This is a genomic window from Roseovarius ramblicola, assembly GCF_042430665.1.
Lineage (GTDB): Bacteria > Pseudomonadota > Alphaproteobacteria > Rhodobacterales > Rhodobacteraceae > Roseovarius > Roseovarius ramblicola.
Genome location: NZ_JBHMEC010000008.1, coordinates 266,809 through 289,532 on the forward strand (window position 1 = coordinate 266,809; position 22,724 = coordinate 289,532).

The following is a 22,724-nucleotide window of genomic DNA, read 5'->3' on the forward strand; positions in this document are numbered from 1 at the left end:
GTAGAACGCAGGCCGATGCAGAGATCGGAGCCGCGCCATGCTGGACCTTACCTATGAAGCGCCCAAACCAAAGGTGATCGCCGGGGCGAAGCACGATTGGGAACTCGTCATCGGCATGGAGGTGCACGCGCAGGTGGCATCAAACGCCAAGCTGTTTTCCGGTGCCTCGACCCGCTTCGGGGCCGAGCCCAATTCCAACGTCGCCTTCGTCGATGCGGCGATGCCCGGGATGCTGCCGGTGATCAACGAATTCTGCGTCGAGCAGGCGGTGCGCACCGGGCTGGGGCTGAAGGCGCAGATCAACCTGTGGTCGGCCTTTGATCGCAAGAACTATTTCTACCCCGACTTGCCGCAGGGCTACCAGATCAGCCAGCTTTATCACCCGCTGGTGGGCGAGGGCGAGATCCTTGTCGACATGGAGCCGGGCATCGCGCGGCTGGTGCGGATCGAACGCATCCATATGGAACAGGACGCGGGGAAAAGCATCCACGACATGGACCCGGCGATGTCCTTTGTCGATCTCAACCGCACCGGCGTCTGCCTGATGGAGATCGTCAGCCGCCCCGACATTCGCGGGCCAGAAGAGGCCGCCGCCTATGTCACCAAGTTGCGCCAGATCCTGCGCTACCTGGGCACCTGCGACGGCAACATGCAGAACGGCAACCTGCGCGCCGATGTCAACGTGTCGGTCTGCCGTCCGGGGCAGTATGAGAAATACATGGAAAGCCAGGATTTCGCGCATCTTGGCACCCGCTGCGAGATCAAGAACATGAACTCCATGCGCTTTATCCAGATGGCGATTGACTATGAGGCGCGCCGCCAGATCGCGATTGTGGAATCCGGCGGCGAAGTGGTGCAGGAAACCCGTCTCTACGACCCCGACCGCAACGAAACCCGCTCCATGCGCTCCAAGGAAGAGGCGCATGATTACCGCTATTTCCCCGATCCCGACCTGCTGCCGCTGGAAATCGAGCAGGAATGGGTCGACGGGATCGAGGCCAACCTGCCCGAACTGCCCGACGCCAAGAAGGCGCGGTTCGTGCTGGAGTTTGGCCTCAGCGAATACGACGCCAGCGTGCTGACCGCAGAGGTATGGATTGCACATTATTTTGAGGATTCTCTTAAAGAGCTACAAATGAAATCCGGCACCGCAGCGAATAATAAAAAGGCCGGAAAACAAATGGCCAATTGGATAATCAATGAAGTTTTTGGAAAACTAACAAAGCACTTTGGCTCAAAAAACACTATCGATGCGGTACAAAGCGGCATTCTGTCGTATGATAGTACCGCAACACTTCCGAGCGGAGACGTCGTTCACTATTCTTCGTTCTCGCCTTCAGCAAATGCTGAGATTGTAGAGATGACTTCGTCTGATGAAATCTCGGGAAAGATCGCGAAAGAGGTGTTTGAAATCTCCTTTTTCAATGGGGGAACTCCACGAGAAGTGGTGGCTCGAGAAGGTCTGAAACAGGTGACGGACACCGGCGCGATTGAGCAGGCCGTCGACGAGATCATCGCCGCCAACCCCGCGCAGGTCGAAAAGGCACAAGCCAACCCGAAACTCGCAGGCTGGTTCGTGGGCCAGGTGATGAAGGCCACCGGCGGCAAGGCCAACCCCAAGGCGGTGAACGAGATCGTGACGGCGCGACTCGGTCTTTGAGCCGCGCGCCGGGCCGCATTTGTGCCGGCCTGCGCCCCTCCTGCCTTCTCAAGCCCCGGACGGGTGTGTAAGACACGGGACAGGCCCTGTCGCGGCGGGCCTTTTCCGGCTGGTGCGGATTTCGGGGAGGCAGGATTGTGAAAATCGCGATGATCGGCACGGGCTATGTCGGGCTCGTCTCGGGGGTGTGCTTTTCGGATTTCGGGCATGACGTGATCTGCGTCGACCGGATGCCCGAAAAGATCGCGATGCTGGAGCGCGGCAAGGTGCCGATCTACGAGCCGGGGCTCGACGCGCTGATGGCGAAAAATGTCGAGGCCGGGCGGCTTTCCTTTACCACCGACCTCGCGGCAGCGGTGGACGGGGCCGACGCGGTCTTTATCGCGGTGGGCACGCCCACGCGGCGCGGCGACGGGCATGCCGACCTCAGCTATGTCATGGCCGCCGCCGAAGAGGTGGCGCGCGCGCTGACCGGTTATGCCGTGATCGTCACCAAATCCACCGTGCCGGTGGGCACCAACCGCCGCGTCAAGCAGGCGGTGGCCAAGGCCAACCCCGAGGCCGAGTTCGACGTGGCATCGAACCCCGAGTTCTTGCGCGAGGGTGCGGCAATCGAGGATTTCATGAAGCCTGACCGCGTTGTGGTGGGCGTGCAATCGAGCCGCGCACAGGAGGTGATGGCCGATGTCTATCGCCCGCTGTTCCTGCGCGAGTTTCCCATCGTCTACACCGACCTGGAATCGGCCGAGATGATCAAATACGCGGCCAACGCCTTTCTCGCCACCAAGGTCAGCTTCATCAACGAAATCGCCGCGCTGTGCGAGCGGGCGGGCGCGGATGTCAAGGAGGTGGCCAGGGGCATGGGGCTGGATGGCCGCATCGGCAACAAGTTTCTGCACGCTGGCCCCGGCTATGGCGGCTCGTGCTTTCCCAAGGATACCTCGGCTCTGGCGCGGATCGGGCAGGAACATGCCGTGCCACAGACCATCGTCGAGACGGTGATCCGCGTCAACGAGGGCGTCAAGGCGCGGATGATCGGCAAGCTGCGCGACATGTGCGGCGACAGCTTCAACGGCAAGACGGTCGCGGTGCTGGGCGTGACCTTCAAGCCCAACACCGACGACATGCGCGACGCCCCCAGCCTGACCATCGTGCCCGCTCTGGTGGGCGGCGGCGCCAAGGTGCGCGTGGTCGATCCGCAGGGCCGCCGCGAGGGCGAGGCGCTGCTGCCCGGTGTGGTCTGGTCGGACGATCCCTACAAGGCCGCGAACAACGCCGACCTGCTGGTGATCCTCACCGAGTGGAACGAGTTTCGGGCGCTCGACCTGAAGAAGCTGGCGAAGAAGATGGCCACGCCCCGCATGGCCGATCTGCGCAACATCTATTCCGCGCGGGATGCCCGCCGCGCCGGGTTCGAGCGGTATGAGGGGGTGGGGCGCTGATGCGCGTCTTCATCACCGGCACCGCCGGGTTCATCGGCTTTCACCTTGCGCGCCTGCTTTTGGCCGAGGGGCACGAGGTCGCCGGCTTCGACGGGATGACGGATTACTACGATGTCCGCCTGAAACAGCGCCGACACGCCATTCTGCACCAGAATCCGGGCTTTACCGCCACCGAGGCGATGCTCGAGGACGAGACCGCGCTCTCCGCTGCGGTCTCGGCCTTCGCCCCCGATGTGATCGTGCACCTCGCCGCGCAGGCGGGGGTGCGCTACAGCCTTGAGAACCCCCGCGCCTATGTCGATGCCAATGTCGTGGGTACGCTCAACGTGATGCAGGCCGCGCGCGCCGCGGGCGTGCGGCACCTGCTGATGGCCTCGACCTCCTCGGTCTACGGTGCGGGCGAGGACATGCCCTTCGTCGAGACGCAGAAGGCCGACACGCCGCTCACCATCTACGCGGCCACCAAGAAGGCCAATGAAGCGATGGGCCATGCCTGGGCGCATATCCATGACCTTCCGGTCACGATGTTTCGGTTCTTCACCGTCTACGGGCCGTGGGGGCGGCCCGACATGGCCTATTTCAAGTTCACGGGCGCGATCCTCGAAGGTCGGCCCATCGACGTCTACAACAACGGCGAGATGTGGCGCGATTTCACCTGCGTGGACGACCTTGTGCGCGCGATCCGGTTGCTGATCGACGCAGTGCCCGGCGGGCCGGAGACGGCGGTGGCGGGCGACAGCCTCAGCCCGGCGGCGCCGTTTCGCGTGGTCAATATCGGCAATTCCGACAGCGTGCGGCTGCTCGACTTCATCGACGCCATCGAGGCCGCCACCGGGCGTCCGGCGATCCGCAACCACATGCCCATGCAAACGGGCGACGTCCGCGCCACATGGGCCGATGCGACGCTGCTGCAGACCCTCACCGGCTACCGCCCCGCGACCCCGGTCCGCGAGGGGCTGCGGCGTTTCGTGGACTGGTACCGGGAGTACTACGACATCTGAGTCAGCTCAGCCGTCCGCGCTGCTGCGTGGGGGCCACGCCATAGGCGGCGCGATAGACCCGCGAGAAATGGCCGGAGCTTTCGAAGCCGCAGGCGAGCGCGACGTCGATCACCGACGCCTCGGTCTGGATCAGCAGGTGCCGCGCCCGATCGAGCCGCAACTCCATGTAGTATTTCTTGGGCGAGGTGTTGAGGAACTTGCCGAACAGCCGCTCCAACTGGCGCGTCGAGATCCCGATCTCGGCGGCGATGGCCGCAGGGCTGATCGGCTCCTCGATGGTCTCGCGCATCCGCCCGATCGCGTGGGTGAGGTGCGCATTGCGGATGCCGTTGCGCGATTGCAGCGACACGCGCTGCGCCGCCGTCGCCTCACGCGCCGCGCTATAGACCATCTGGTCGGCCACCGCCATCGACAGGTCATGGCCGTGGTCGCGGTCGATGAGGTGCAGCATCAGGTCCGCCGTCGCCGTGCCGCCCGAGGCGGTGAGGTGGCGTTCATCGGCCACGAACACGTTGCGCACGAGGTTCACCTCGGGAAACCGCTCCATGAAGCTGTCGTGGAATTCCCAGTGGATCGCCGCCTTCATCCCATCGAGAAACCCGTCCTCGGCAAGCACCCACGCGCCCGAGCACAGCGCCCCGATGGGCGTGCCGTGCCGCGCCGCGCGCCGCAGCATGGACAGCAGCGGGCGGGTGACGTGCCGACGCATGTTGATCCCCGACAGGATGAACAGCCGGTCGCAGCCGGGCAGGTCATCGATCCCGTGATGCACCAGCGTCACCGACCCGTTGGAGCAGGTGGCGCTCGTCCCGTCCTCCGAGGCGAAGGACCAGCGATAGAGCGTTTCGCAGCTCAAAAGGTTGGCGATCCGCAGCGGCTCCACCGCGCAGGAAAACGCGAGATGCGAGAACTCCTCGACAAGGACAAAGGTGAAATGCTGCGTCGCTGTCATGGCGGGTCCATCGGCGAAAGGCATCCTGCCCGCACTGGAAGATCTGGGAGTCAGGATTTATCCATTGCGTATACAATTTGTATTCTTTAAGAGGCAAGCGATAATTCACACCGAGAGAGGCCCCGGCATGGCCGCCAAAGACCGCAAGAGCACGCTCGCAACGCATCTCAAACACGCGATTCTCACCACCGCGCGGCAGCCCGGTGCCGATCTCGACGAGGCCGCGATCTGCGCCGAGTTCGACCTCTCGCGTACCCCCGTACGCGAGGTGTTCCGTGAATTGGCGGGGCTTGGCTATGTCGATCTGCGCGACAATCGCGGGCCGCGCGTGGCGGACCTGTCGCACACCACGCTGCGCGATTTCTTCCTCGCCGCGCCGATGATCTATGGCGCGATCCTGCGGCTTGCCGCGCGTAACGCCACCGACATGCAGATACAGGCGCTGCGCGCCGCGCAAGACAGGTTCCGTGCCGCCCTGCGCGACGGATCGACCCCGGACCGCACGCTGGCCAACAACCGGTTTCACGAGATCACCGGCGAAATGGCGGGCAATATCTATCTCCTGCCGTCGTTCCATCGCCTGCTGATTGATCACGCGCGCATTTCCATGACCTTCTACCGCCCGGAAAACGCCACCATGGCCGACAATGTGGCCGAGGCCAGCCGTCAGCATGACGCCATCATCGAGGCCATCGCCGCCCGCGACGAGGGCGCGGCGGCAGGGCTGGCCGAGGAACACTGGAACCTCTCACGCCACGAGATCGAACGTTTCGTGATGCCCACGGCCCTCGACGTGCCGATGGGCCGCCTCTCCCGCTCCAGCCCCGCATGAGGACCGCCATGACCCCACTTTTTCGCTTTGACGGGATCTACACCCCGGTCATCACCCCCTATCACGAGGATGGCACGGTGAACCGTGACGCATTAGGCGCGGTGATCGAGCACCTGATCGCCAGCGGCGTGCACGGGATCATCACCGGCGGTTCGACCGGTGAGAACTATGCCCAGACCGCGGCCGAGCGGGTGGAATTGGCGCGGCTCACGCATGACATGATCCGGGGCCGCGTGCCGCTGGTGATGGGCACGGGCGCGATGCTGACCGATGATTCCATCGCATTGGCGCACGCCGCGCGCGAGATCGGGGCGGATGTGATCCTGCTGGCCTCGCCACCCTATGCCGTACCCACGGATCGCGAAAACGCCCTCAACGCGCTCGCCATCGACCGCGCGGCGAACCTGCCGGTGATGCTCTACAACTACCCCGACCGCACCGGCACGATGATGGGCGAGGAGTTCCTCGACCGGGTCGGGCGCAGTCGCAATTTCTGCGGCATCAAGGAAAGCTCGGGCGATATCAACCGCGTCCACCTGTTGGCCCGCGATTACCCCCATATCCAGATGGGCTGCGGCATGGACGATCAGGCGCTCGAATTCTTCGCCTGGGGCGCGCCGTTCTGGGTCTGCGGTGGCTCCAACTTCCTGCCCGCAGAGCATATCGCGCTCTACAACGCCTGCGTCATCGAGGGCGATTTCGCCAAGGGGCGGCGCATCATGTCGGCCATGCTGCCGCTGATGCGGGTGCTCGAACAGGGCGGCAAGTTCATCCAGACGATCAAGCACGGCGTGACCATGGCGGGCATCGACGCAGGCGCCGTGCGCCCGCCCCTGAAATCGCTCAACAAGGACGACAAGCGCGCATTGGAACAGGTGGTGCGCGTGCTGAAAACCACCATCGCAACCATCACGGCGGAGGGCTGAGCCATGAGCTTGCTGACACGCGACGAATATGCGGCCATCGCCGCGACGCTCGACCTGCCCACCGGGGCGTTCATCGACGGCGGCTACCGCCCGGCGATCTCGGGCAAGACGTTTTCCACCGTGAACCCCGCCACCGGCGAGACGCTGGCGGAAATCGCCGCCTGTGGCGCCGAGGACGTGGATTTCGCGGTTACAAAGGCGCGCGAGGCGTTTGACGATGGCCGCTGGTCGCGCCTGCACCCCTCCGCGCGCAAGGAGGTGCTGATCCGGTTTGCCAAGCTGATGACCCGCAACGCGCGCGAACTGGCGGTGATGGAAAGCCTCGATTCGGGCAAGACCATCTACGATTGCGAGACGGTCGACGTGCCCGAGACCATCCATTGTCTGAAATGGCACGCCGAGGCGATCGACAAGATCTACGATCAGGTCGCTCCCGCCTCGGACAATCATATCGCCATGATCCTGCGCGAGCCCATCGGCGTGGTGGGCCTCGTCCTGCCATGGAACTTCCCCCTCCTGATGCTGGCGTGGAAGATCGGCCCGGCGCTGGCGGCGGGCTGTTCGGTGATCGTGAAACCGGCGGAGGAGACCAGCCTCACCGCCCTGCGCGTGGCCGAACTGGCGCATGAGGCGGGGCTGCCGCGCGGGGTGCTCAATGTGCTGCCCGGCGGCGGGCCGGAGGTGGGCGAGCCATTGGGCCGTCACATGGGCGTGGACATGGTGAGCTTCACCGGCTCCACCGTCACCGGCAAGCGATTCCTGGGCTATTCGGGCGAGAGCAATGCCAAGGAAATCGTGCTCGAAATGGGCGGCAAGAACCCCGCCATCGTCATGGACGACGCCGAGAACCTCGACCGCGTCGCCGCGCATATCGTGCAGGGCGCGTTCTGGAACATGGGCGAGAACTGCTCGGCCACCTCGCGGCTGATCGTGCATCGCGACGTCAAGGAGGCGCTGCTGTCACGGATCGAGGCGCATGCCCGCGAATGGGTGGTGGGCGACCCGCTCGATCCCGAGACCCGCGTCGGCGCGCTGGTGAGCGAGGGGCATTTTGCGAAGGTCTGCGGCTATCTCGATCAGGCGGAGAATATCATGTTCGGCGGGACGGCTGACAAGGGCTTTGTCGCGCCGACGGTGGTGATGCTGCCCGGCAACGACCACCCGCTTGCGCGCGAGGAAATCTTTGGCCCTGTCCTCAGCGTGATCGAGGTCAGCAGCTTTGACGAGGCCATTTCGGTGGCCAATGACACCGATTACGGCCTCTGCGCGGCGCTCTTCACCGCCAATGCCAAGCGCGCTGTCCGCGGCGCGCGGATGCTGCGGGCGGGCACGGTGACGGTCAACAGCTTTGGCGAGGGCGATATCTCGACGCCGTTTGGTGGCTACAAGCAATCGGGCTTCGGCGGGCGCGACAACGGGCTGCATGCACATGATCAGTATACGCAGCTCAAGACCATCTGGCTCGATCTGGCCGATGATGCGGATGAGGCGGTGTCCTGATGGCGCGGATCGGATTTCTCGGCACGGGTGCCATTGCAGAGGCGATGGTGCGCGGGCTGGACGGGCTCGGGCACGACATCCTCGTGTCCGAACGCAACGCGGCGACGGCGCAGCGGCTCGCCCGTGACTTTGCCGGTGTGTCTGTCGCTGCCAATGCAGAGGTGGTCGCGCAGTCGGATATCGTGATCCTGTGCCTGATGTCCGGCATCGCCGAGCGGGTGCTGCCGGACCTGCCGTTCCGCGCCGGTCACAAGGTGATCTCGGTGATGGCAGACATGCCGCGCGACAGGCTGGCGGCGCTGATCCCGGATGTTGCCGATCTGAGCCTGACCATCCCCCTGCCGTCAATCGCGACGGGCGGCTGCCCGCTGCCGGTCTGGCCAGATACCGGCAGCGTGCGGGCGGTCTTCGGAGACCGCAACCCGGTGATCGCCGTCGAGAGCGAGGCGGCGCTCAACGCGCATTTCGGGGCCTGCGCCGTGTCGCTTCCCGTCATGGCGTTGCTGCGTACCGGGGTCGACTGGCTCGCCGCGCAGACCGGGGACCGGGCCGGGGCCGAGATTTACGTGACCGCGATGTTCGGGGCCTATTTTGCGGCGATGCGCAAGGACGGGTCCGGCGGCATCGACACGCTTATGGCCGATCTGGGCACCGAAGGTGGCCTGAACGACAGCCTGTGCAACACCATGGCGCAGGCCGGTGCGCCCGATGCGCTTCTGGAGGGCCTCGACGGCCTGCGTGAGCGTTTGGGATTGCCACCGGCATGAACGCGCACCGCGCCAGACGGCTGCCAGCGCATCTTGGGCCAGCGGCGTGGAACGCCATCCTCCCCGCCCAAGACCCGGCGACCCCGCTTGACGGCGACGCCACCGCCGATTTCGCGGTGATCGGCGCGGGCTTTGCCGGGCTTTCGGCGGCGCGGCGGCTGACACAGCTTGCCCCGGGCGCGCGCATCGCGGTGCTCGACGCGGGGGGCGTGGCCGAGGGGGCTGCGGGGCGCAATTCCGGCTTCATGATCGACCTGCCGCACGATTTGACCAGCGAGGATTACGCCGGGACGGGCGACGACCGCGCGATGATCGCGCTCAACCGCATGGCGCAGGCGTTCGGGCGCGCGGCGGTCGAGGACTATGGCATCGACCCCGCCTATTTCGACCCGGCAGGCAAGGTCAACGGCGCGGCGAGCGCGGTGGCGCATGCCCATAACGAAAGCTACGCCCGCCACCTCGCCAGCCTCGATGAACCCTCGGAGATGCTCGACGCGCAGGCGATGCAGCAATTGACCGGCAGCGCGCATTACCGTTCGGGCCTCTACACCCCCGGCACGGTGATGTTGCAGCCGGCGGGCTATGTGCGCGGGCTGGCGGACGGGCTGCGACGCGCGGGTGTGGCGTTGCATGAGGGCAGCCCCGTCACCGCCCTCAGCCGTCAGGGCGAGGCGTGGCAGGTCGAGACACCGAAGGGGCGGCTGAGCGCGGGCCGCGTGATCCTGACCGTCAACGGCCACCTCGAAAGCTTCGGCATCGCGCGCGGGCGGCTGATGCAGCTTTTCCTGTTCGCCACCATGACGCCCGACCTCGATACCGACATGCTCGCGCGCCTCGGTGGCCAATCCCGATGGGGCGTCACGCCGTCGGACCCGATGGGCACCACCATGCGCCGGATCGACAGCGCGCAGGGCGGCAACCGCATCGTCACCCGCACCTGCGCCGTGCTGCGTCCGGGGATGCGCGCGACCGGCCCGGACATGACCCGCGCCGTCCGCGTGATGCAGTGCAAGTTCGACCAGCGTTTCCCGCAGCTTGCGGGCATGCGGATGGAATATGCCTGGGCCGGGCACCTGTGCCTGAGCCTGAATGGCGTATCGGTCATGCGCGAGATCGAGCCGGGGCTATTCAGCGCCTGCGTGCAGAATGGGCTGGGCACCGCGCGCGGCACGCTGACGGGGATGGGTGCGGCGGAGCTTGCCTGTGGTGAGAGCAGCCCCATCACCCGCCATTTCACCGACCATGCAGAGCCCAAGCGCCTGCCGCCGCAGCCCTTTCGCGAGATCGGGGCCAATGCGCTGCTGCGCTGGAAGGAATGGCGGGCGGGCGCGGAGTGAAAGAGGGGGCGCTGCCCCCGCCGCGCCTTCGGCGCGTCTCCCCCGGGATATTTCAGGCAAGATGAAGCCCCGAAGGGCGGGCCAGGTCAGGGAGGATGCCTCAGTAGTCCTGGTTGAGCGCGTCGGCGGCCGGGATCTCTCGTTCACGGCGGGCGATATAATCGAGCAACGCCTCGTTCACGCCCGGGTCGAGCGTCGGTTCCTCGTAGGCGTCGAGCATCCGGCGCGCATGGGTGAGGGCGCGTTCGGTGATCTCCTTCGATCCGTCCGCCACCCATTGCTCGATCGAGTTGTTGTCAAAGAGATCGGGCATGAAGAACGCGGTCTGGAAATTCTCTTGCGTGTGCGGGTGGCCGAGGTAATGCCCGCCCGGCCCCACATCGGGGATCGCCGCGAGCGCCTCATCGAAATCGCCCCATTGCGGCCCCGAGGCCATGCGATGCGCCATCGCGCATTGCTCGGCATCCACCACGAACTTGGCGACGGAACAGTGCATCCCGGCCTCGTTCCAGCCCGCCGAATGCCAGATGTAGTTGGCCCCGGCATGGATCACCGCCGAGAGGGTCGTGGCGCTCTCGTAGCCCGCCTGCGCGTCGAAGGTCTTGGCCCCGCCGAGCGTGTTGGATGTGCGCCACGGCACACCGTAGAACCGCGCCATCTGACCGATCATGAAATTCATCAGGCTGATCTCGGGCGTTCCCGCCATCGGCGCGCCGGACCGCATCGATACGGTCGAGAGGTAATGGCCGTAGATCGCCGGGCAGCCGCGCCGGATCACCTGTGTATAGGCCAGCGCCGAGAGCGCCTCGGCATTGAGCTGCGCCACGGTGGCGGGCACCGACGCAGGAGTATTCGCCCCGCCAAGGACGAAGGGCGAGCACAGCACCGGCTGATTGCGGCGGCAAAAGGCGCGCATCGCGCCCAACATCGTCTCGTCCCAGACCAGCGGCGAGTTGCCGTTGCAGTTGCCGGTGGTGACCGGATGCTCTTCCATGAACGCCTCACCGAAGAGGATGGCGCACATCTCCATCACGTCCTCGGCGTTTTTGGGACTGGTCGTCATCCCCATGAAGGTCTTGTCCGAGTGCTTCATCGAGGAATAGGTGATCCGCAGGTGCCGCTGACTGATCGGGTGATCATAGGGCTCCACGATGTGATGCGCGCTGGAATGCAGGGCGGGCATCATGTGGCTCAGCTTGTGGAACATCGCGAGGTCGGCCAGCATCGGGTTGCGGCGCACGTCGTCGAGATCGCGAAGATAGGGTGCGCCGGTCATCGGCACGAAGATCGAATTCGGCCCGCCGAGCGCCACGTTCTTTTTTGGATCGCGGGCATGGTAGGTGAAATCTGCCGGGATCGTGGCAATGAGGTCGCGCACGAGGCCGCGGTCGGGATATACGCGCTCGCCCACCACCTTGGCGCCCGCGCGTTTCCAATCCTCAAGCGCGATCTCGTCGCGGAATACCACGCCGACGTTTTCGAGGATGTCCATCGACGCGGCATCGATGCGCGCGATCTGATCGGGGTCCATCACCTCGCAGGTGGGCAGCGTGCGGGTCAGACCGGGGAGCATCTCGAATTTCGGCGCGCTGCGGATGCTGCGCCGCGCGGCGCGGCCACCGGCGCGGGCGCGGGGTTTGGTCAGGGCTGTCATGGCGGGTCTCCTTCTGCCCGCCATGATGCGCCTCCTGCCTCCCCGCCGCGTGCAGCTTTGCGAAACGCTTTTGCAGAAAGCGACACGGGCGCATGACCGTCCGTGTCCTTGCCCGTTCCGGTCACGCCATATCCACCATCCCTTGCTCCCAGCGCTCCACACGCTACGATATGTCGTGTGAGAGGGGGGATTCGCGTGGCACTCAACCTTTTGAAGCTGAGCGTCGGCAGCAATTCGGTCGAGGATCTCGTTGCATGGCAGGGCTCGGTCCGCGCCAGGGGGCCCGACGGCCTGCCCCGTCACGTCACCCGCATGTGGCCCCGCCGCGCCGGTGAATTGCTGGACGGCGGCTCGATCTACTGGGTCATCCAGGGATTGGTGCAATGCCGCCAGCGTATCCTGCGGCTTGACGAAGTGACGGGCGACGATGGCGTTCGGCGCTGTGCCATCGTGCTCGATCCAAGCCTTGTCCGCACCGCCACCGCGCGCAAGCGCCCGTTTCAGGGCTGGCGCTACCTTGTGTCAGGCGACGCGCCCCCCGATCTCGCCTCCTCGCGCCAGACCGATGACAGCTTGCCGCCGGAGCTGTCCGCCGCGCTCGCGGATATCGGCGTGATCTGACTGGCTCGCGCGCCGGTCACCATACCTTGACGACGCGCGACCGCAACGTTCATTCCCGCAGCGTACCCCCGGTCCCATCCTGTCATGGACGATCAACAGGAAAGGACAGGCTCATGCGTTCCACCGCTCTCGCACTCGCTCTCGCCTCCGCGATCCCCGTCGCCGCGACGCCGGCCCTCGCCCAGAATGCCGGCACCGCGCCCCCGCCGCCGGTCTTTGACACCCCGACCGACCTGAGTTTTGACGCAGAGGGCAGCGCCGCGGCGTCGGACTCCGGGTCGATCCTGTCCTCGCGGGGCCGCGCCATCGGCGGTACCGTGAACTGGACCGGCTTCTATGTTGGCGGTCAGCTTGGCTACGGCTTCGCCGACGCGGATAACGGCGGCGATGACGAAAGCTTCATGGGCGGCGTGACGGCCGGCTACGATCACGATTTCGGACGTTACGTGCTGGGCGGCGCGCTTGATTACGATTTCGCCGATGCCGATATCGGGGCCGGCTCCGATCTGGAAGAGGTGTTCCGCCTCAAGGTTCGCGGCGGTCCCAAGATCGGCAGGGGCCTGCTCTATAGCGCAGGGGGATATGCCAATGCCGATACCAGCGACACGGGCGACGAAGACGGCTGGTTCATCGGCGGCGGCTATGAATACCTTGTCAATGACAGGGTCTCGGTCGGCGGCGAGGTGCTCTATCACGAGTTTGACGACCTTGGCGGCAACGGCAACGATGTCGAGTTCACCACCGTGCAGGTGCGCGCGACCTTTCGCTTCTGAGTGCCCGATCGTACCGTCGTCGCCAACGACTAGCCGACGTGCGCGGAAACTTGCCGGAGCGGCCCGCGATTCCGGCGGAAAACCACGGATCACCCGGTCGTGATCCGGATCGCGATACGCCCCCTCTTGTCCGATACTGCCATGGCACCGATATTCGCCGCGACGGTCAGGCTCATGACCGCCGGTCCGGCGGCCCCTCGCCCCGGTCCCGTGACAAGAACGAGGAAAGGACGCAACATGTTCAGAAGGACCACAGCGATAACGACTATGGCGGTCTTCGCGGCAATGCCCGCGCTGGCCGGCAACGTGTCCGAACCCGCCCCCGAACCTGTCGTCAAGGCCCCGGCCCCGGTGCCGGCCGCCCCGCTGACACCGAACTGGACCGGTTTCTATGCAGGTGGCCAGTTGGGCTATGCCAATGTCGATGCAGACGGGTTCGACGATGACGACTCTGTCATCGGCGGCCTCATCGCAGGGTACGATTACGACCTGCAGAATGGTTTCGTGGTGGGTGTCGGTTTCGATTACGACTTTCTCGATGCCGATATCGGCAATGTCGCGTCGGTCGAAGACGGCTTTCGTGCCAAGCTCCGCGGCGGCTACAAGATCGGTCGGGGTCTTGTCTATGCCACCGGTGGATACGCGTGGGCCGACACGGACAATTTCGGCGATGATGACGGGTATTTCATTGGTGCCGGGTACGAGCACATGGTGACCGACCAAGTCTCGCTCGGTGGCGAAGTGCTCTACCACCAGTTCGACGATTTCAACGGCGGCCCGGATGCCGACGCGACCACGGTTCAGGCGCGGGCGGCCTTCCGCTTCTGATCCGGTCGAACAGACCTGCAGCGGGCGGTCCTTCGGGGCCGCCCTTTTTCGTCGGACATGCGCATGGGTGCGCGCGATACCTTGCGAAAGCATGTTGCTCAAAGGCGGGACCCGGTGTTGAGCTCCTCGAACATGCGAAATCGAGCCGTTGGAGCGTGGCGCGAGACCGCGAATGAACGCGGGCCCGCTCCAAAGTCCGGCTCAGTCGAGCGCCAGCCGTGTCCCGAGCGCGCCCAGCGCGTGCCGGTCGGCGTGTTCCATCGGGGCACGGCGCGATCTGAAAAGCGTCGCCTGGCTCTTCAGGATCAGACCATCTTCCAGTATTTTCAGATGGTTGGCGCGCAGGGTGTCACCCGATGAGGTGATATCGGCGATCGCCTCGGCGGTCTCGTTCTTGATGGTGCCCTCGGTTGCGCCCTGACTGTCCACAAGCTGATAATCGGCCACCCCCGCCTCGCGCAGGAAGTCGCGCACAAGCCGATGGTACTTCGTCGCGATGCGCAAGCGAAACCCGTGCCGCGCCCGAAAGGCGGCGGCGACGGCATCGAGATCGTCGAGCGTGTTGACGTCCACCCATGCGTGCGGGACGGCGATCACGAGATCGGCCTGCCCAAAGCCGAGCGGGATCAGTTCCTCGACCTGCTGCTCCCATTGGGCCAGCTTTTCACGGATCAGGTCGGTGCCGGTCACGCCTAGGTGGATGCGCCCGGCGGCCAGCTCTCGCGGGATTTCACCGGCCGACAGGAGGACCAGCTCGACACCGTCTATCCCATTGACATACCCGGCATATTCCCGGTCGGATCCGCTCCGCCCAAGCGCGATCCCGTGGCGTGCGAACCACTCCACCGTCTTGTCCATCAGCCGCCCCTTGGACGGCACGCCCAGCTTGAGGCTCATGACACCCCCCCGAGATCCAGCACCAGTCCCGGGCGGATCACCCCGCCCACCGCCGGTATCTCGCGCCCCTGCCCCAATTGCAGGGTGAGCGCGTCATAGCGCCCACCTGTCGCCACCGGCGGCAGATCGGGGCGATTTTCGGCATGAAAACCAAAGACAAAGCCGTCATAATATTCCATCTGCGTGCGCCCGTAGCTCGCTTCGAAATCGAGCGCGCTCACGTCGATCCCGCGCCTGTCCAGCGCGTCGAGACGCCGCGCCAGCCGGTCAACTGCGCCTTGTATCGCGGCCATGTCCACCGCGATGTCGCGCAGCCGTTCGAGCGCGTTGGGGCAGGTCTCGCGCACCGCGAGAATCGCGTCGAGCAGCCCGACCTCGGTTTCGGAGATTGGCTCGGTCCGTGCATCTTCGCTCAGGGCTTTGATACGGCTGATGATTTCATCCTCGCCGCGCAATCCGATCAGCGGCCCTGCCCCGGCCATCGGGTCACGCGCGGACAAAAGCGCCGCCCGCGTCCCGGGCATGGGCGCACGCCCCGAGAACCGCTCGGTCAGCGCGCGAAAGCGCCGGGGGCGCCAGATGTGCCGCCGCAGCGCCGCCTTGCGCCTTTGGGTCGTGCGAAGCCCCTCGACGGCGGCCATCAGGATGCCGATATCGCCCGTCGCGGCGCGCAGGCCAAGGGGTCGCAGGATGTTGAAAAAATTGGAGAAAACCTCGGCATCCGCCGCCTCTGGCGCGTCACGCTCAAAGATTTCAAAGCCCACCTGAACATATTCGTTGGGCCGCCGCGCATCCTCTTCCTGCCGTCGAAACACCTCGCCGGAATAGGTGTAGCGCGCCGGTTCCGCACCGTGTTCCATATGCATCTGCACCACCGGCACGGTGAAATCCGGGCGCAGCATCTGCTCGCCGCGCAGCGCGTCGGAGGTGACATAGGCGCGCGCGCGGATATCCTCGCCGTAGAGGTCCAATAGAACCTCGGCGGGCTGCAGCACCGAGGTCTCCACCGGCTGCGCGCCCGCCGCCTCGAAGATCCCGCGCAGGCGCGCGGCCTCGGCCAGGGTCGCGGCGCGGTCGGGCATCAGCGTTGGCCTTCCAGAATTTCGCGCACCTTTTCAACAAGCTGCGCGCGAGGCACCTCGACCTGGCTGGGCCGTTCCTTCCATTCTTCGAGCGTGGCGCTCTCGGCGATCCGCGCGCCCAGGATCAGGTCCTTGATCTGCACCATGTCGCGCGCGAATTCATCCTCGCCCGCGATGATCGCCACCGGGCTGCCGCGCCGGTCGGCGTATTTCATCTGGTTGCCGAAATTCTTCGGGTTGCCGAGATAGACCTCGGCGCGGATGTCCGCGCGGCGCAGGTCTCCGACCATCGCCTGATAGTCCGCCATCCGGCCGCGATCCATGACCGTGACCACGACAGGCCCCTCCACCTCGCCGCCCACGCGCCCCTTTTCGCGCAGCGCGGCCAGCAGCCTGTCCACCCCGATGGAAACGCCCGTGGCGGGCACCGCCTGCCCGGTAAAGCGCTTGACGAGGTCATCGTAACGCCCCCCGCCCGCGACGCTGCCGAATTGGCGGGGACGGCCCTTTTCGTCAAGGATTTCAAAGGTCAACTCGGCCTCGAAGACCGGACCGGTATAGTAGCCGAGACCGCGCACGACGGAGGGGTCGATGACAATGCGGTCGGGGCCATAGCCTTGGGCTAAGAGCAAGGTCGAAATTTCCCTGAGCTCTAGTACCCCTTCTTGACCAACAGTTGAGCTTCCAATTAGCTCATTTAGAAAGCCTAGAACACGAGCAGTAAGTAGTGCGTATGATTCAGCGTTGTGCTGCAAACCTCTCTTTCCGTCGGGGCCGCGTTCGACAGACCAGACACGCAGGAGCTGCTGATATTCAATCGGTTTGTTGTCGGCGAAGCTATCCAGTTCCTTTTCGACCCGGTCTAGAACAATTTTCTTTGCCTGAACAAAATCCATTACAGGCTGCATTTGGATATCCGACAGCCCAACCCCGTCAATATAGGCCCCCGAGGCATCGAGCCGCCCCTTGCCGAGCAATTCACGCACGCCTGCCTCGCCCACCTTGTCGAACTTGTCGATGGTGCGCAGAACGGCGGCCTGTTGCTCTGGGTCCGAGACGCCCGTTGCCTCCAACACCCCATTCAAAACCTTCCGGTTATTCACCCGCACCACGTAATCGCCGCGCTCGATCCCGACCGCTTCCAGCGTGTCGGCCAGCATCGCGCAGATTTCCGCATCGGCGGCCATCGACGCCGTCCCCACCGTATCCGCATCGCATTGATAGAACTGCCGAAACCGCCCCGGACCCGGCTTCTCATTGCGCCAGACCGGACCCATCGCATAGCGTCGGTATGGCGTCGGCAGGTCGTTGCGGTGTTGCGCATAGACCCGCGCCAAGGGTGCCGTCAGGTCATAGCGCAACGCCAGCCATTTCTCGTCCTCGTCCTGCCAGGCGAATACCCCGTCGTTGGGCCGGTCCACGTCGGGCAGGAACTTGCCCAATGCCTCGACCGTCTCCACCGCGCTCGATTCCAGCGCGTCGAAGCCGTAGCGGTGATAGACCTCCGCAATCTTGCCGAGCATGGCCGCGCGTTCGGTCACGTCCGAGCCGAAATAATCGCGGAAGCCCTTGGGCGTCTCGGCCCTGGGGCGCGGGGTCTTACGTGGCTTGGCCATCGGTCGGCGATCCTTCGCGGCAATTCGCGGCGGGGTCTAGCCCAAGGGGCGCGCAGGGGCAAGGTTGACCGGCGCGCGCGGCGCGCGTAAGCCCGCGCCATGACCGAGATCGAGGAACGCCTTGCCCATCTCATTCGCGCGGTGGACGACCTGTCGGACGTCATCGCCCGGCAGGATCGCGAGATCGCGCATTTGCGCGGTCAGGTGGCGTGGCTCGTGCGCCGCGAATCGGACCGCACGCGCGACGGCGAGGGCGGCGTCATGCTCGGCGCGGAGCGCCCGCCGCATTACTGACCAACAGACGCGGATTGCAAACGTCACGCCACTGCGGCCAGCCGGGGCAGCGTGGGCGTCATCGGGATGTCACATCAAAGCGCAACCAGACGACTTGCATCGCTGGGCATTTGCACGTTAAACGAGTGCACGTTTAACGAGAGTCCACATGACCGCCCACGCGCATGATACTGCCTGGTTCCTGGCCCAGTTGAAGCCCAACTGCGCGAGGATCGCGGACAGTCATCTCAGTCGGCAGGGCTTTCAGACATTCCTGCCGCTGCAAGAGGAAACGCGCCAGCGCAACGGCAGGTTCGTCACCGCCGAGCGACCGTTGTTTCCGGGCTACATCTTCGTGGCCCTCGATGTCGCGCGCGGCCTGTGGCGCAAGGTCAATTCCACCCGCGGCGTCGTCCGGCTCGTCAGTTTCGGCACCGCGCCGACGGCGGTCCCGGCGGAGCTGGTATCCCATCTCATGCGGCGTTGCGACAGATCGGGAAAACTGCGGACCCCCGATGATGTGGCACAGGGTGACACGGTCACCATGACAACGGGGCCGTTTGCCGGCTTTGTCACCGAGGTGGAGCGGATCGACCCCGACCGGCGAGTCTGGGTCCTGATGGAGATCATGGGCGGGCAAAAGCGGCTTTCCGTCACCCCGGGTCAGTTGCGCACCCTCTGACCCGTCGTGTAATGGTACGGGTATTTGAAAGGCGCGCATCATGAAGCATGTTCTGGTCACGGGGGGTGCGGGCTATATCGGCTCGCACGCCTGCAAGCTGCTGGCGCGCCGGGGCTACGTGCCGGTCACGTTCGACAACCTCGTGACGGGCTGGAGCGATGCCGTGAAGTTCGGCCCCTTCGTGCAGGGGGACCTACTGGATCGTGCCGCGCTCGAGGCCGTCTTTGCCCGCTACGCACCCGTCGCCGTGATGCATTTCGCCGCCCTCAGCCAGGTGGGCGAGGCGACCCGCGAACCGGGCCGCTACTGGCGCAACAACATGGCGGGGTCGCTCAACCTGGTCGAGGCCATGGTCGAGGCGGGGTGCACGGCCCTGGTCCTGTCCTCGACATGCGCCACCTATGGCGATCAGGACGGCGTCGTGCTGGACGAGACCAGCGCGCAGATGCCGCTCAACGCCTACGGAGCCTCGAAGCGCGCGGTCGAGGACATGCTGCGCGATTTCGGCGCGAGCCACGGGCTGGAATCCGTGGTGTTCCGCTATTTCAATGTCGCCGGCGCCGACCCCGAGGCCGAAATCGGCGAGTGGCACATGCCGGAAACCCATCTCATCCCGCTGATGATCGAGGCCGCCGCCGGTGCGCGCGCGGCCCTGACGGTCCATGGCACGGATTATCCCACACCGGATGGCACCTGCGTGCGCGACTATGTGCATGTCATGGATCTTGTGGATGCCCATATCAGGGGCCTCGAATGGCTGCTCGGCGGCAGGGGAAGCCGGGTGTTCAACCTCGGGACCGGCACCGGATTTTCGGTCCGCGAGGTCATCGCCGCGTGCAAGGTGGCGACCGGATGTGACGTCCCGTGCAGCTTTGGCCCCAGACGGGCAGGAGACGCCGCCGCCCTGGTATCGGGCAGTCGCAGGGCGGCCGCAGAACTCGGCTGGTCCCCGCAGCGCTCGACGCTGCGGGACATGATCTCCGATTCCTGGCGCTGGTACCGGACCGGGGGCTATTCGCGGTGATGCGACAAGCGTGTCGCATTTGCTACAACCCTACGGCGATCACGATAACGATACACTTTCCATGTTCTTTCGCGGCACGCGCGATTATGCAGTGGTCATGCGGTGTGGTTTCAAACGTCTGATCCCGGTTCTTTTCCCGGTTTTCGTCATGTCCATGACGGTGCCGCTGGCGGCTGATGACGCAAAGATCAGCACCGGCTACAACAGCTACGGCTACCCCGGGTTGATCGACATGCCGGTCGCCACCAGCCGGCCCGATGGCGAGCTTGCCCTGACGGTTAGCAGCTTCGCCGGGCAGACGCGCAACACGCTCACCTTCCAGATGCTGCCGCGCCTGTCGGCGAGCTTCCGCTATTCCGTGCTGGACAACATGAGCGAAGGCGGCACCGAAACGCTCTACGATCGCAGTTTCTCGCTGCATTACCGCTTTCTCGACGAGGCCGGTCTGCGCCCCGCCATGGCCGTCGGGCTCAACGATTTTCTCGGCACCGGCGTCTATGCCTCGGAATACATCGTCGCGACCAGGACTGTCGGAGAGCGCCTGCGCTTCAGCGCCGGGCTGGGCTGGGGGCGGCTCGGCACCGGCGGCGGGATCACCAACCCGCTGGGCGTCATCGACAACCGGTTCGAGACCCGCCCGGAGCGCGATGTCGACGAGGGCGGCGATGTCGAATCGGCGGAATGGTTTCGCGGCGACGCGGCACTGTTCGGCGGCATCGAATGGCAGGCCACAGACAAGCTCAGGCTGGTCGCCGAATACTCGTCCGACTCCAACCCGCGCGAAGCCCGCGGCGCTTTCGAGAGCGAGACCCAGCTCAACTTTGGCGCGACCTACACGATCCGACCCGGCGTGGACCTGTCGCTGCGTTATCTCTACGGCAGCGAACTCGGGCTTCAGCTCACCGCCGCCCTCAACCCCAGGACGCCACCCAACGGCGCGGGACGCGAACCGGCGCCGCCGCCGGTGCTGCCGCGCAGCGCGCCGCAGGTTGCGCAGATATCCTGGCCCGCGGGCGTCGAGGAAGACCCCGACCACCGCGCCGGGCTCGCCGGCGCGCTCGGGCAACAGGGTATCCGCCTGCATGGCCTCGCCGTCGGGCAAGATACCGCACGGGTCGAGATCGAGAACATGACCTATCTGCAGGAGGCGCAGGCCGTGGGGCGCACGGCGCGCATCCTGTCGCGGCGGATGCCGCCGCGGATCAGCGATTTCGTCATCATCCTTGTCACGGGCGGCGTTGCGGTCTCGGAACTGCGCGTCCGCCGCGCGGACATGGAAGACCTGAACTACGATCTCGATGCGAGCTGGAAGAGTTTCACGCGCACCGCGATGGCCTCGCCGATGGCGGGGCTGCCGCCGGTGCCCGGGCGCTACCCGCACCTCGACTGGGCCCTCAAGCCCTATCTCAGCCCCAGCTTCTTCGATCCCGACAACCCGCTCCGGGCCGATTTCGGCGCGCAGATCGAACTCGACTACGAGCCGGTCCGCGGGCTCGAATTCTCCGGCAGCCTGCGCAAGAAGGTCGTCGGAAATCTCGACGAATCGACCCGGCGATCCAATTCCGTGCTGCCGCGCGTGCGCAGCGATTTCAATCTCTACGACGAGAAGGGCGACCCGGCGCTGACCGACCTGACGGCGGCCTATTACTTCAAGCCGGGGCGCGATCTCTATGGCCGGGTGACGGCGGGCTATCTGGAGCGGATGTTCGCCGGGGTGTCCTCCGAACTGCTGTGGAAGCGCAATGACAGCCGGTTCGCGCTCGGCGTCGAGGTCAATTACGCCCGGCAGCGCGATTTCGATCAGGATTTCGGCCTTCAGGACTACGAGGTCGCCACCGGCCATGTCTCTGCCTACTGGGAGATGGGCAACGGGTTTCACGCGCAGCTCGATGCCGGGCGCTACCTTGCGCGCGACTGGGGCGCGACGCTGAGCCTCGACCGCGAGTTCGGCAACGGCTGGAAGATCGGCGCCTTCGCGACGCTGACCGACGTGTCGTTCGACGAATTCGGCGAAGGGTCATTCGACAAGGGGATCCGCATCACGATCCCGATCTCGTGGCTGACCGGAGAGCCCAACAAGACCGCCTACACCGCCACGATCCGGCCGGTTCTGCGCGACGGCGGCGCGCGGCTCGATGTCGGCGGGCGGCTCTACGACCGCGTCCGCCCGTTGCAGAAACCGGCGCTGCGCGATGGCTGGGGGAGGTTCTGGCGATGACAGAACCGCGCGTCCCGTCGCTGGCCGCTGTGATGCTGGCCCTCGCCACCGCGCTCATTGCCGGGTGCGACAGGGTGGGCGGGGTCATGGGCCTGACCGGCACGGTCGGTGCCACCGCGCCGCAACTGATCGGCCCCGAGCGCCTGCGCGTGACCGTGCCTGACAGGGGCGCGCAGGCGGTGCTCGGACCGGTCTCCAGGACGGGCGGCGTGACCGTCTGGCAGACACTCGACGGAATCACGCTCGCCTTTCGCGACGGGGCGCTCACCGGGACGCGCGGCCTTGGCGACGATCTCATGTCGGCGGATGTCTCGGGTGATCTGGCGATGCTGCGCGGCACCGGGCCGGGCGGTCATCATCCGCATATCCGGTCCTATCTCGACGGCGAGAACCGGACGGTCTTTCGCAGCTACCAGTGCCGCCGCGCCGGGACGGATCGCGACAGCGGCCCACGGGGCACTGCCCTGCGCCGCGTCGCGATGCACTGCATCTCGCCACGGGACAGCTTTACCAATGTCTATTGGCTCGATGGCGCGGGGACCGTGACACGGTCGCGCCAATGGGTCGGCCCGCGGATCGGGTACATGGAAACGCAGCGCGTAGCGCGCTAGGCATCAACCAGTTCATTTCGGAGGATCC

Annotated in this window: 21 protein-coding genes; 16 read left to right on the forward strand and 5 right to left on the reverse strand. The window is 65.5% G+C overall.

Going from position 1 to position 22,724, the window contains the following annotated elements; genetic code table 11:
* The first annotated feature begins 115 nt into the window (after nucleotides 1–115).
* The 3 genes from gatB to ACFFU4_RS04825 all read left to right on the forward strand — a co-directional run bounded on the left by gatB (nucleotide 116) and on the right by ACFFU4_RS04825 (nucleotide 4,103).
* Nucleotides 116–1,660, forward strand: coding sequence for an Asp-tRNA(Asn)/Glu-tRNA(Gln) amidotransferase subunit GatB (gene gatB / locus ACFFU4_RS04815; RefSeq protein WP_377067821.1), 1,545 nt, complete (start codon nucleotides 116–118; stop codon nucleotides 1,658–1,660).
* Between the two features lie 137 nt (nucleotides 1,661–1,797).
* Entirely contained in the window at nucleotides 1,798–3,102 is a 1,305-nt protein-coding gene (locus ACFFU4_RS04820) for a UDP-glucose dehydrogenase family protein (protein ID WP_377067601.1), read from the forward strand.
* Nucleotides 3,102–4,103 carry an NAD-dependent epimerase/dehydratase family protein gene (locus tag ACFFU4_RS04825; protein ID WP_377067603.1) on the forward strand — a complete coding sequence of 334 codons (1,002 nt, stop codon included), beginning with the start codon at nucleotides 3,102–3,104 and terminating at the stop codon, nucleotides 4,101–4,103. The genes ACFFU4_RS04820 and ACFFU4_RS04825 overlap by 1 nt, the downstream gene beginning before the upstream one ends.
* 1 nt (nucleotide 4,104) lies before the next feature.
* Here ACFFU4_RS04825 and ACFFU4_RS04830 read toward each other — a convergent pair whose 3' ends face one another.
* On the reverse strand, nucleotides 4,105–5,055 hold the full coding sequence (locus ACFFU4_RS04830; RefSeq protein ID WP_377067605.1) for a GlxA family transcriptional regulator: 951 nt from the start codon (nucleotides 5,053–5,055) through the stop codon (nucleotides 4,105–4,107).
* A 127-nt stretch (nucleotides 5,056–5,182) separates the two neighbouring features.
* Here ACFFU4_RS04830 and ACFFU4_RS04835 point away from each other — a divergent pair, with 127 nt between their 5' ends.
* The 5 genes from ACFFU4_RS04835 to ACFFU4_RS04855 are packed head-to-tail and all read left to right on the forward strand — an operon-like array spanning nucleotide 5,183 to nucleotide 10,417.
* A complete protein-coding gene (locus ACFFU4_RS04835; protein WP_377067607.1) occupies nucleotides 5,183–5,887 on the forward strand; it encodes a GntR family transcriptional regulator in 705 nt (234 codons plus the stop codon).
* A gap of 8 nt (nucleotides 5,888–5,895) precedes the next feature.
* Nucleotides 5,896–6,813 (forward strand): dihydrodipicolinate synthase family protein, encoded by a 918-nt coding sequence (locus ACFFU4_RS04840; protein WP_377067609.1) that lies wholly within the window; start codon nucleotides 5,896–5,898, stop codon nucleotides 6,811–6,813.
* A gap of 3 nt (nucleotides 6,814–6,816) precedes the next feature.
* Nucleotides 6,817–8,313 (forward strand): aldehyde dehydrogenase, encoded by a 1,497-nt coding sequence (locus ACFFU4_RS04845; protein WP_377067610.1) that lies wholly within the window; start codon nucleotides 6,817–6,819, stop codon nucleotides 8,311–8,313.
* The gene (locus tag ACFFU4_RS04850; RefSeq protein ID WP_377067612.1) at nucleotides 8,313–9,080 is read left to right on the forward strand and encodes an NAD(P)-binding domain-containing protein; all 768 of its coding nucleotides are present in this window, start codon (nucleotides 8,313–8,315) and stop codon (nucleotides 9,078–9,080) included. Before ACFFU4_RS04845 ends, ACFFU4_RS04850 begins: the two co-directional genes overlap by 1 nt.
* Nucleotides 9,077–10,417: an NAD(P)/FAD-dependent oxidoreductase gene (locus ACFFU4_RS04855; protein ID WP_377067614.1), complete on the forward strand. Its 1,341-nt coding sequence runs from the start codon at nucleotides 9,077–9,079 to the stop codon at nucleotides 10,415–10,417. Before ACFFU4_RS04850 ends, ACFFU4_RS04855 begins: the two co-directional genes overlap by 4 nt.
* A 100-nt stretch (nucleotides 10,418–10,517) precedes the next feature.
* On the opposite strand, the gene ACFFU4_RS04860 is transcribed toward ACFFU4_RS04855, so the two are convergent.
* Nucleotides 10,518–12,071, reverse strand: a complete 1,554-nt coding sequence (locus ACFFU4_RS04860) for a trimethylamine methyltransferase family protein (protein ID WP_377067616.1) — start codon at nucleotides 12,069–12,071, stop codon at nucleotides 10,518–10,520.
* A gap of 195 nt (nucleotides 12,072–12,266) precedes the next feature.
* Here ACFFU4_RS04860 and ACFFU4_RS04865 point away from each other — a divergent pair, with 195 nt between their 5' ends.
* The 3 genes from ACFFU4_RS04865 (at nucleotide 12,267) to ACFFU4_RS04875 (ending at nucleotide 14,293) form a co-directional block, all read left to right on the forward strand.
* A complete protein-coding gene (locus tag ACFFU4_RS04865) occupies nucleotides 12,267–12,692 on the forward strand; it encodes a DUF1489 family protein (RefSeq protein WP_377067618.1) in 426 nt (141 codons plus the stop codon).
* Nucleotides 12,693–12,805: 113 nt separating this feature from the next.
* Entirely contained in the window at nucleotides 12,806–13,465 is a 660-nt protein-coding gene (locus ACFFU4_RS04870) for an outer membrane protein (RefSeq protein ID WP_377067620.1), read from the forward strand.
* 267 nt (nucleotides 13,466–13,732) lie between these two features.
* A complete protein-coding gene (locus tag ACFFU4_RS04875) occupies nucleotides 13,733–14,293 on the forward strand; it encodes an outer membrane protein (RefSeq protein ID WP_377067622.1) in 561 nt (186 codons plus the stop codon).
* 201 nt (nucleotides 14,294–14,494) lie between these two features.
* Here ACFFU4_RS04875 and hisG read toward each other — a convergent pair whose 3' ends face one another.
* The 3 genes from hisG to hisS are packed head-to-tail and all read right to left on the reverse strand — an operon-like array spanning nucleotide 14,495 to nucleotide 17,888.
* Nucleotides 14,495–15,190: an ATP phosphoribosyltransferase gene (gene hisG / locus ACFFU4_RS04880; protein ID WP_377067624.1), complete on the reverse strand. Its 696-nt coding sequence runs from the start codon at nucleotides 15,188–15,190 to the stop codon at nucleotides 14,495–14,497.
* Nucleotides 15,187–16,272, reverse strand: a complete 1,086-nt coding sequence (locus ACFFU4_RS04885) for an ATP phosphoribosyltransferase regulatory subunit (RefSeq protein ID WP_377067626.1) — start codon at nucleotides 16,270–16,272, stop codon at nucleotides 15,187–15,189. The genes hisG and ACFFU4_RS04885 overlap by 4 nt, the downstream gene beginning before the upstream one ends.
* Nucleotides 16,272–17,888, reverse strand: a complete 1,617-nt coding sequence (hisS, locus tag ACFFU4_RS04890; protein ID WP_377067628.1) for a histidine--tRNA ligase — start codon at nucleotides 17,886–17,888, stop codon at nucleotides 16,272–16,274. Before hisS ends, ACFFU4_RS04885 begins: the two co-directional genes overlap by 1 nt.
* A 99-nt stretch (nucleotides 17,889–17,987) precedes the next feature.
* Between hisS and ACFFU4_RS04895 the strand changes: the two genes are divergently transcribed.
* From ACFFU4_RS04895 to ACFFU4_RS04915, 5 genes are all read left to right on the forward strand, one after another.
* Nucleotides 17,988–18,182, forward strand: coding sequence for a SlyX family protein (locus ACFFU4_RS04895; protein WP_377067630.1), 195 nt, complete (start codon nucleotides 17,988–17,990; stop codon nucleotides 18,180–18,182).
* 148 nt (nucleotides 18,183–18,330) lie between these two features.
* Nucleotides 18,331–18,843, forward strand: coding sequence for a transcription termination/antitermination protein NusG (gene nusG, locus ACFFU4_RS04900; protein ID WP_377067632.1), 513 nt, complete (start codon nucleotides 18,331–18,333; stop codon nucleotides 18,841–18,843).
* 40 nt (nucleotides 18,844–18,883) lie between these two features.
* Entirely contained in the window at nucleotides 18,884–19,867 is a 984-nt protein-coding gene (gene galE / locus ACFFU4_RS04905) for a UDP-glucose 4-epimerase GalE (RefSeq protein WP_377067634.1), read from the forward strand.
* 148 nt (nucleotides 19,868–20,015) lie between these two features.
* On the forward strand, nucleotides 20,016–22,085 hold the full coding sequence (locus tag ACFFU4_RS04910) for a YjbH domain-containing protein (RefSeq protein ID WP_377067636.1): 2,070 nt from the start codon (nucleotides 20,016–20,018) through the stop codon (nucleotides 22,083–22,085).
* On the forward strand, nucleotides 22,082–22,696 hold the full coding sequence (locus ACFFU4_RS04915; RefSeq protein ID WP_377067638.1) for a YjbF family lipoprotein: 615 nt from the start codon (nucleotides 22,082–22,084) through the stop codon (nucleotides 22,694–22,696). The genes ACFFU4_RS04910 and ACFFU4_RS04915 overlap by 4 nt, the downstream gene beginning before the upstream one ends.
* The last annotated feature ends 28 nt before the right edge of the window (nucleotides 22,697–22,724 follow it).

Coding starts and splice junctions, on each gene's coding strand:
- gatB (WP_377067821.1), top strand. CDS start 116: ATGGAGGTGCACGCGCAGGTGGCATCAAACGCCAAGCTGTTTTCCGGT.
- ACFFU4_RS04825 (WP_377067603.1), top strand. CDS start 3,102: ATGCGCGTCTTCATCACCGGCACCGCCGGGTTCATCGGCTTTCACCTT.
- ACFFU4_RS04830 (WP_377067605.1), bottom strand. CDS start 5,055: ATGACAGCGACGCAGCATTTCACCTTTGTCCTTGTCGAGGAGTTCTCG.
- ACFFU4_RS04835 (WP_377067607.1), top strand. CDS start 5,183: ATGGCCGCCAAAGACCGCAAGAGCACGCTCGCAACGCATCTCAAACAC.
- ACFFU4_RS04840 (WP_377067609.1), top strand. CDS start 5,896: ATGACCCCACTTTTTCGCTTTGACGGGATCTACACCCCGGTCATCACC.
- ACFFU4_RS04845 (WP_377067610.1), top strand. CDS start 6,817: ATGAGCTTGCTGACACGCGACGAATATGCGGCCATCGCCGCGACGCTC.
- ACFFU4_RS04850 (WP_377067612.1), top strand. CDS start 8,313: ATGGCGCGGATCGGATTTCTCGGCACGGGTGCCATTGCAGAGGCGATG.
- ACFFU4_RS04855 (WP_377067614.1), top strand. CDS start 9,077: ATGAACGCGCACCGCGCCAGACGGCTGCCAGCGCATCTTGGGCCAGCG.
- ACFFU4_RS04860 (WP_377067616.1), bottom strand. CDS start 12,071: ATGACAGCCCTGACCAAACCCCGCGCCCGCGCCGGTGGCCGCGCCGCG.
- ACFFU4_RS04870 (WP_377067620.1), top strand. CDS start 12,806: ATGCGTTCCACCGCTCTCGCACTCGCTCTCGCCTCCGCGATCCCCGTC.
- ACFFU4_RS04875 (WP_377067622.1), top strand. CDS start 13,733: ATGGCGGTCTTCGCGGCAATGCCCGCGCTGGCCGGCAACGTGTCCGAA.
- hisG (WP_377067624.1), bottom strand. CDS start 15,190: ATGAGCCTCAAGCTGGGCGTGCCGTCCAAGGGGCGGCTGATGGACAAG.
- ACFFU4_RS04885 (WP_377067626.1), bottom strand. CDS start 16,272: ATGCCCGACCGCGCCGCGACCCTGGCCGAGGCCGCGCGCCTGCGCGGG.
- hisS (WP_377067628.1), bottom strand. CDS start 17,888: ATGGCCAAGCCACGTAAGACCCCGCGCCCCAGGGCCGAGACGCCCAAG.
- ACFFU4_RS04895 (WP_377067630.1), top strand. CDS start 17,988: ATGACCGAGATCGAGGAACGCCTTGCCCATCTCATTCGCGCGGTGGAC.
- nusG (WP_377067632.1), top strand. CDS start 18,331: ATGACCGCCCACGCGCATGATACTGCCTGGTTCCTGGCCCAGTTGAAG.
- galE (WP_377067634.1), top strand. CDS start 18,884: ATGAAGCATGTTCTGGTCACGGGGGGTGCGGGCTATATCGGCTCGCAC.
- ACFFU4_RS04910 (WP_377067636.1), top strand. CDS start 20,016: ATGTCCATGACGGTGCCGCTGGCGGCTGATGACGCAAAGATCAGCACC.
- ACFFU4_RS04915 (WP_377067638.1), top strand. CDS start 22,082: ATGACAGAACCGCGCGTCCCGTCGCTGGCCGCTGTGATGCTGGCCCTC.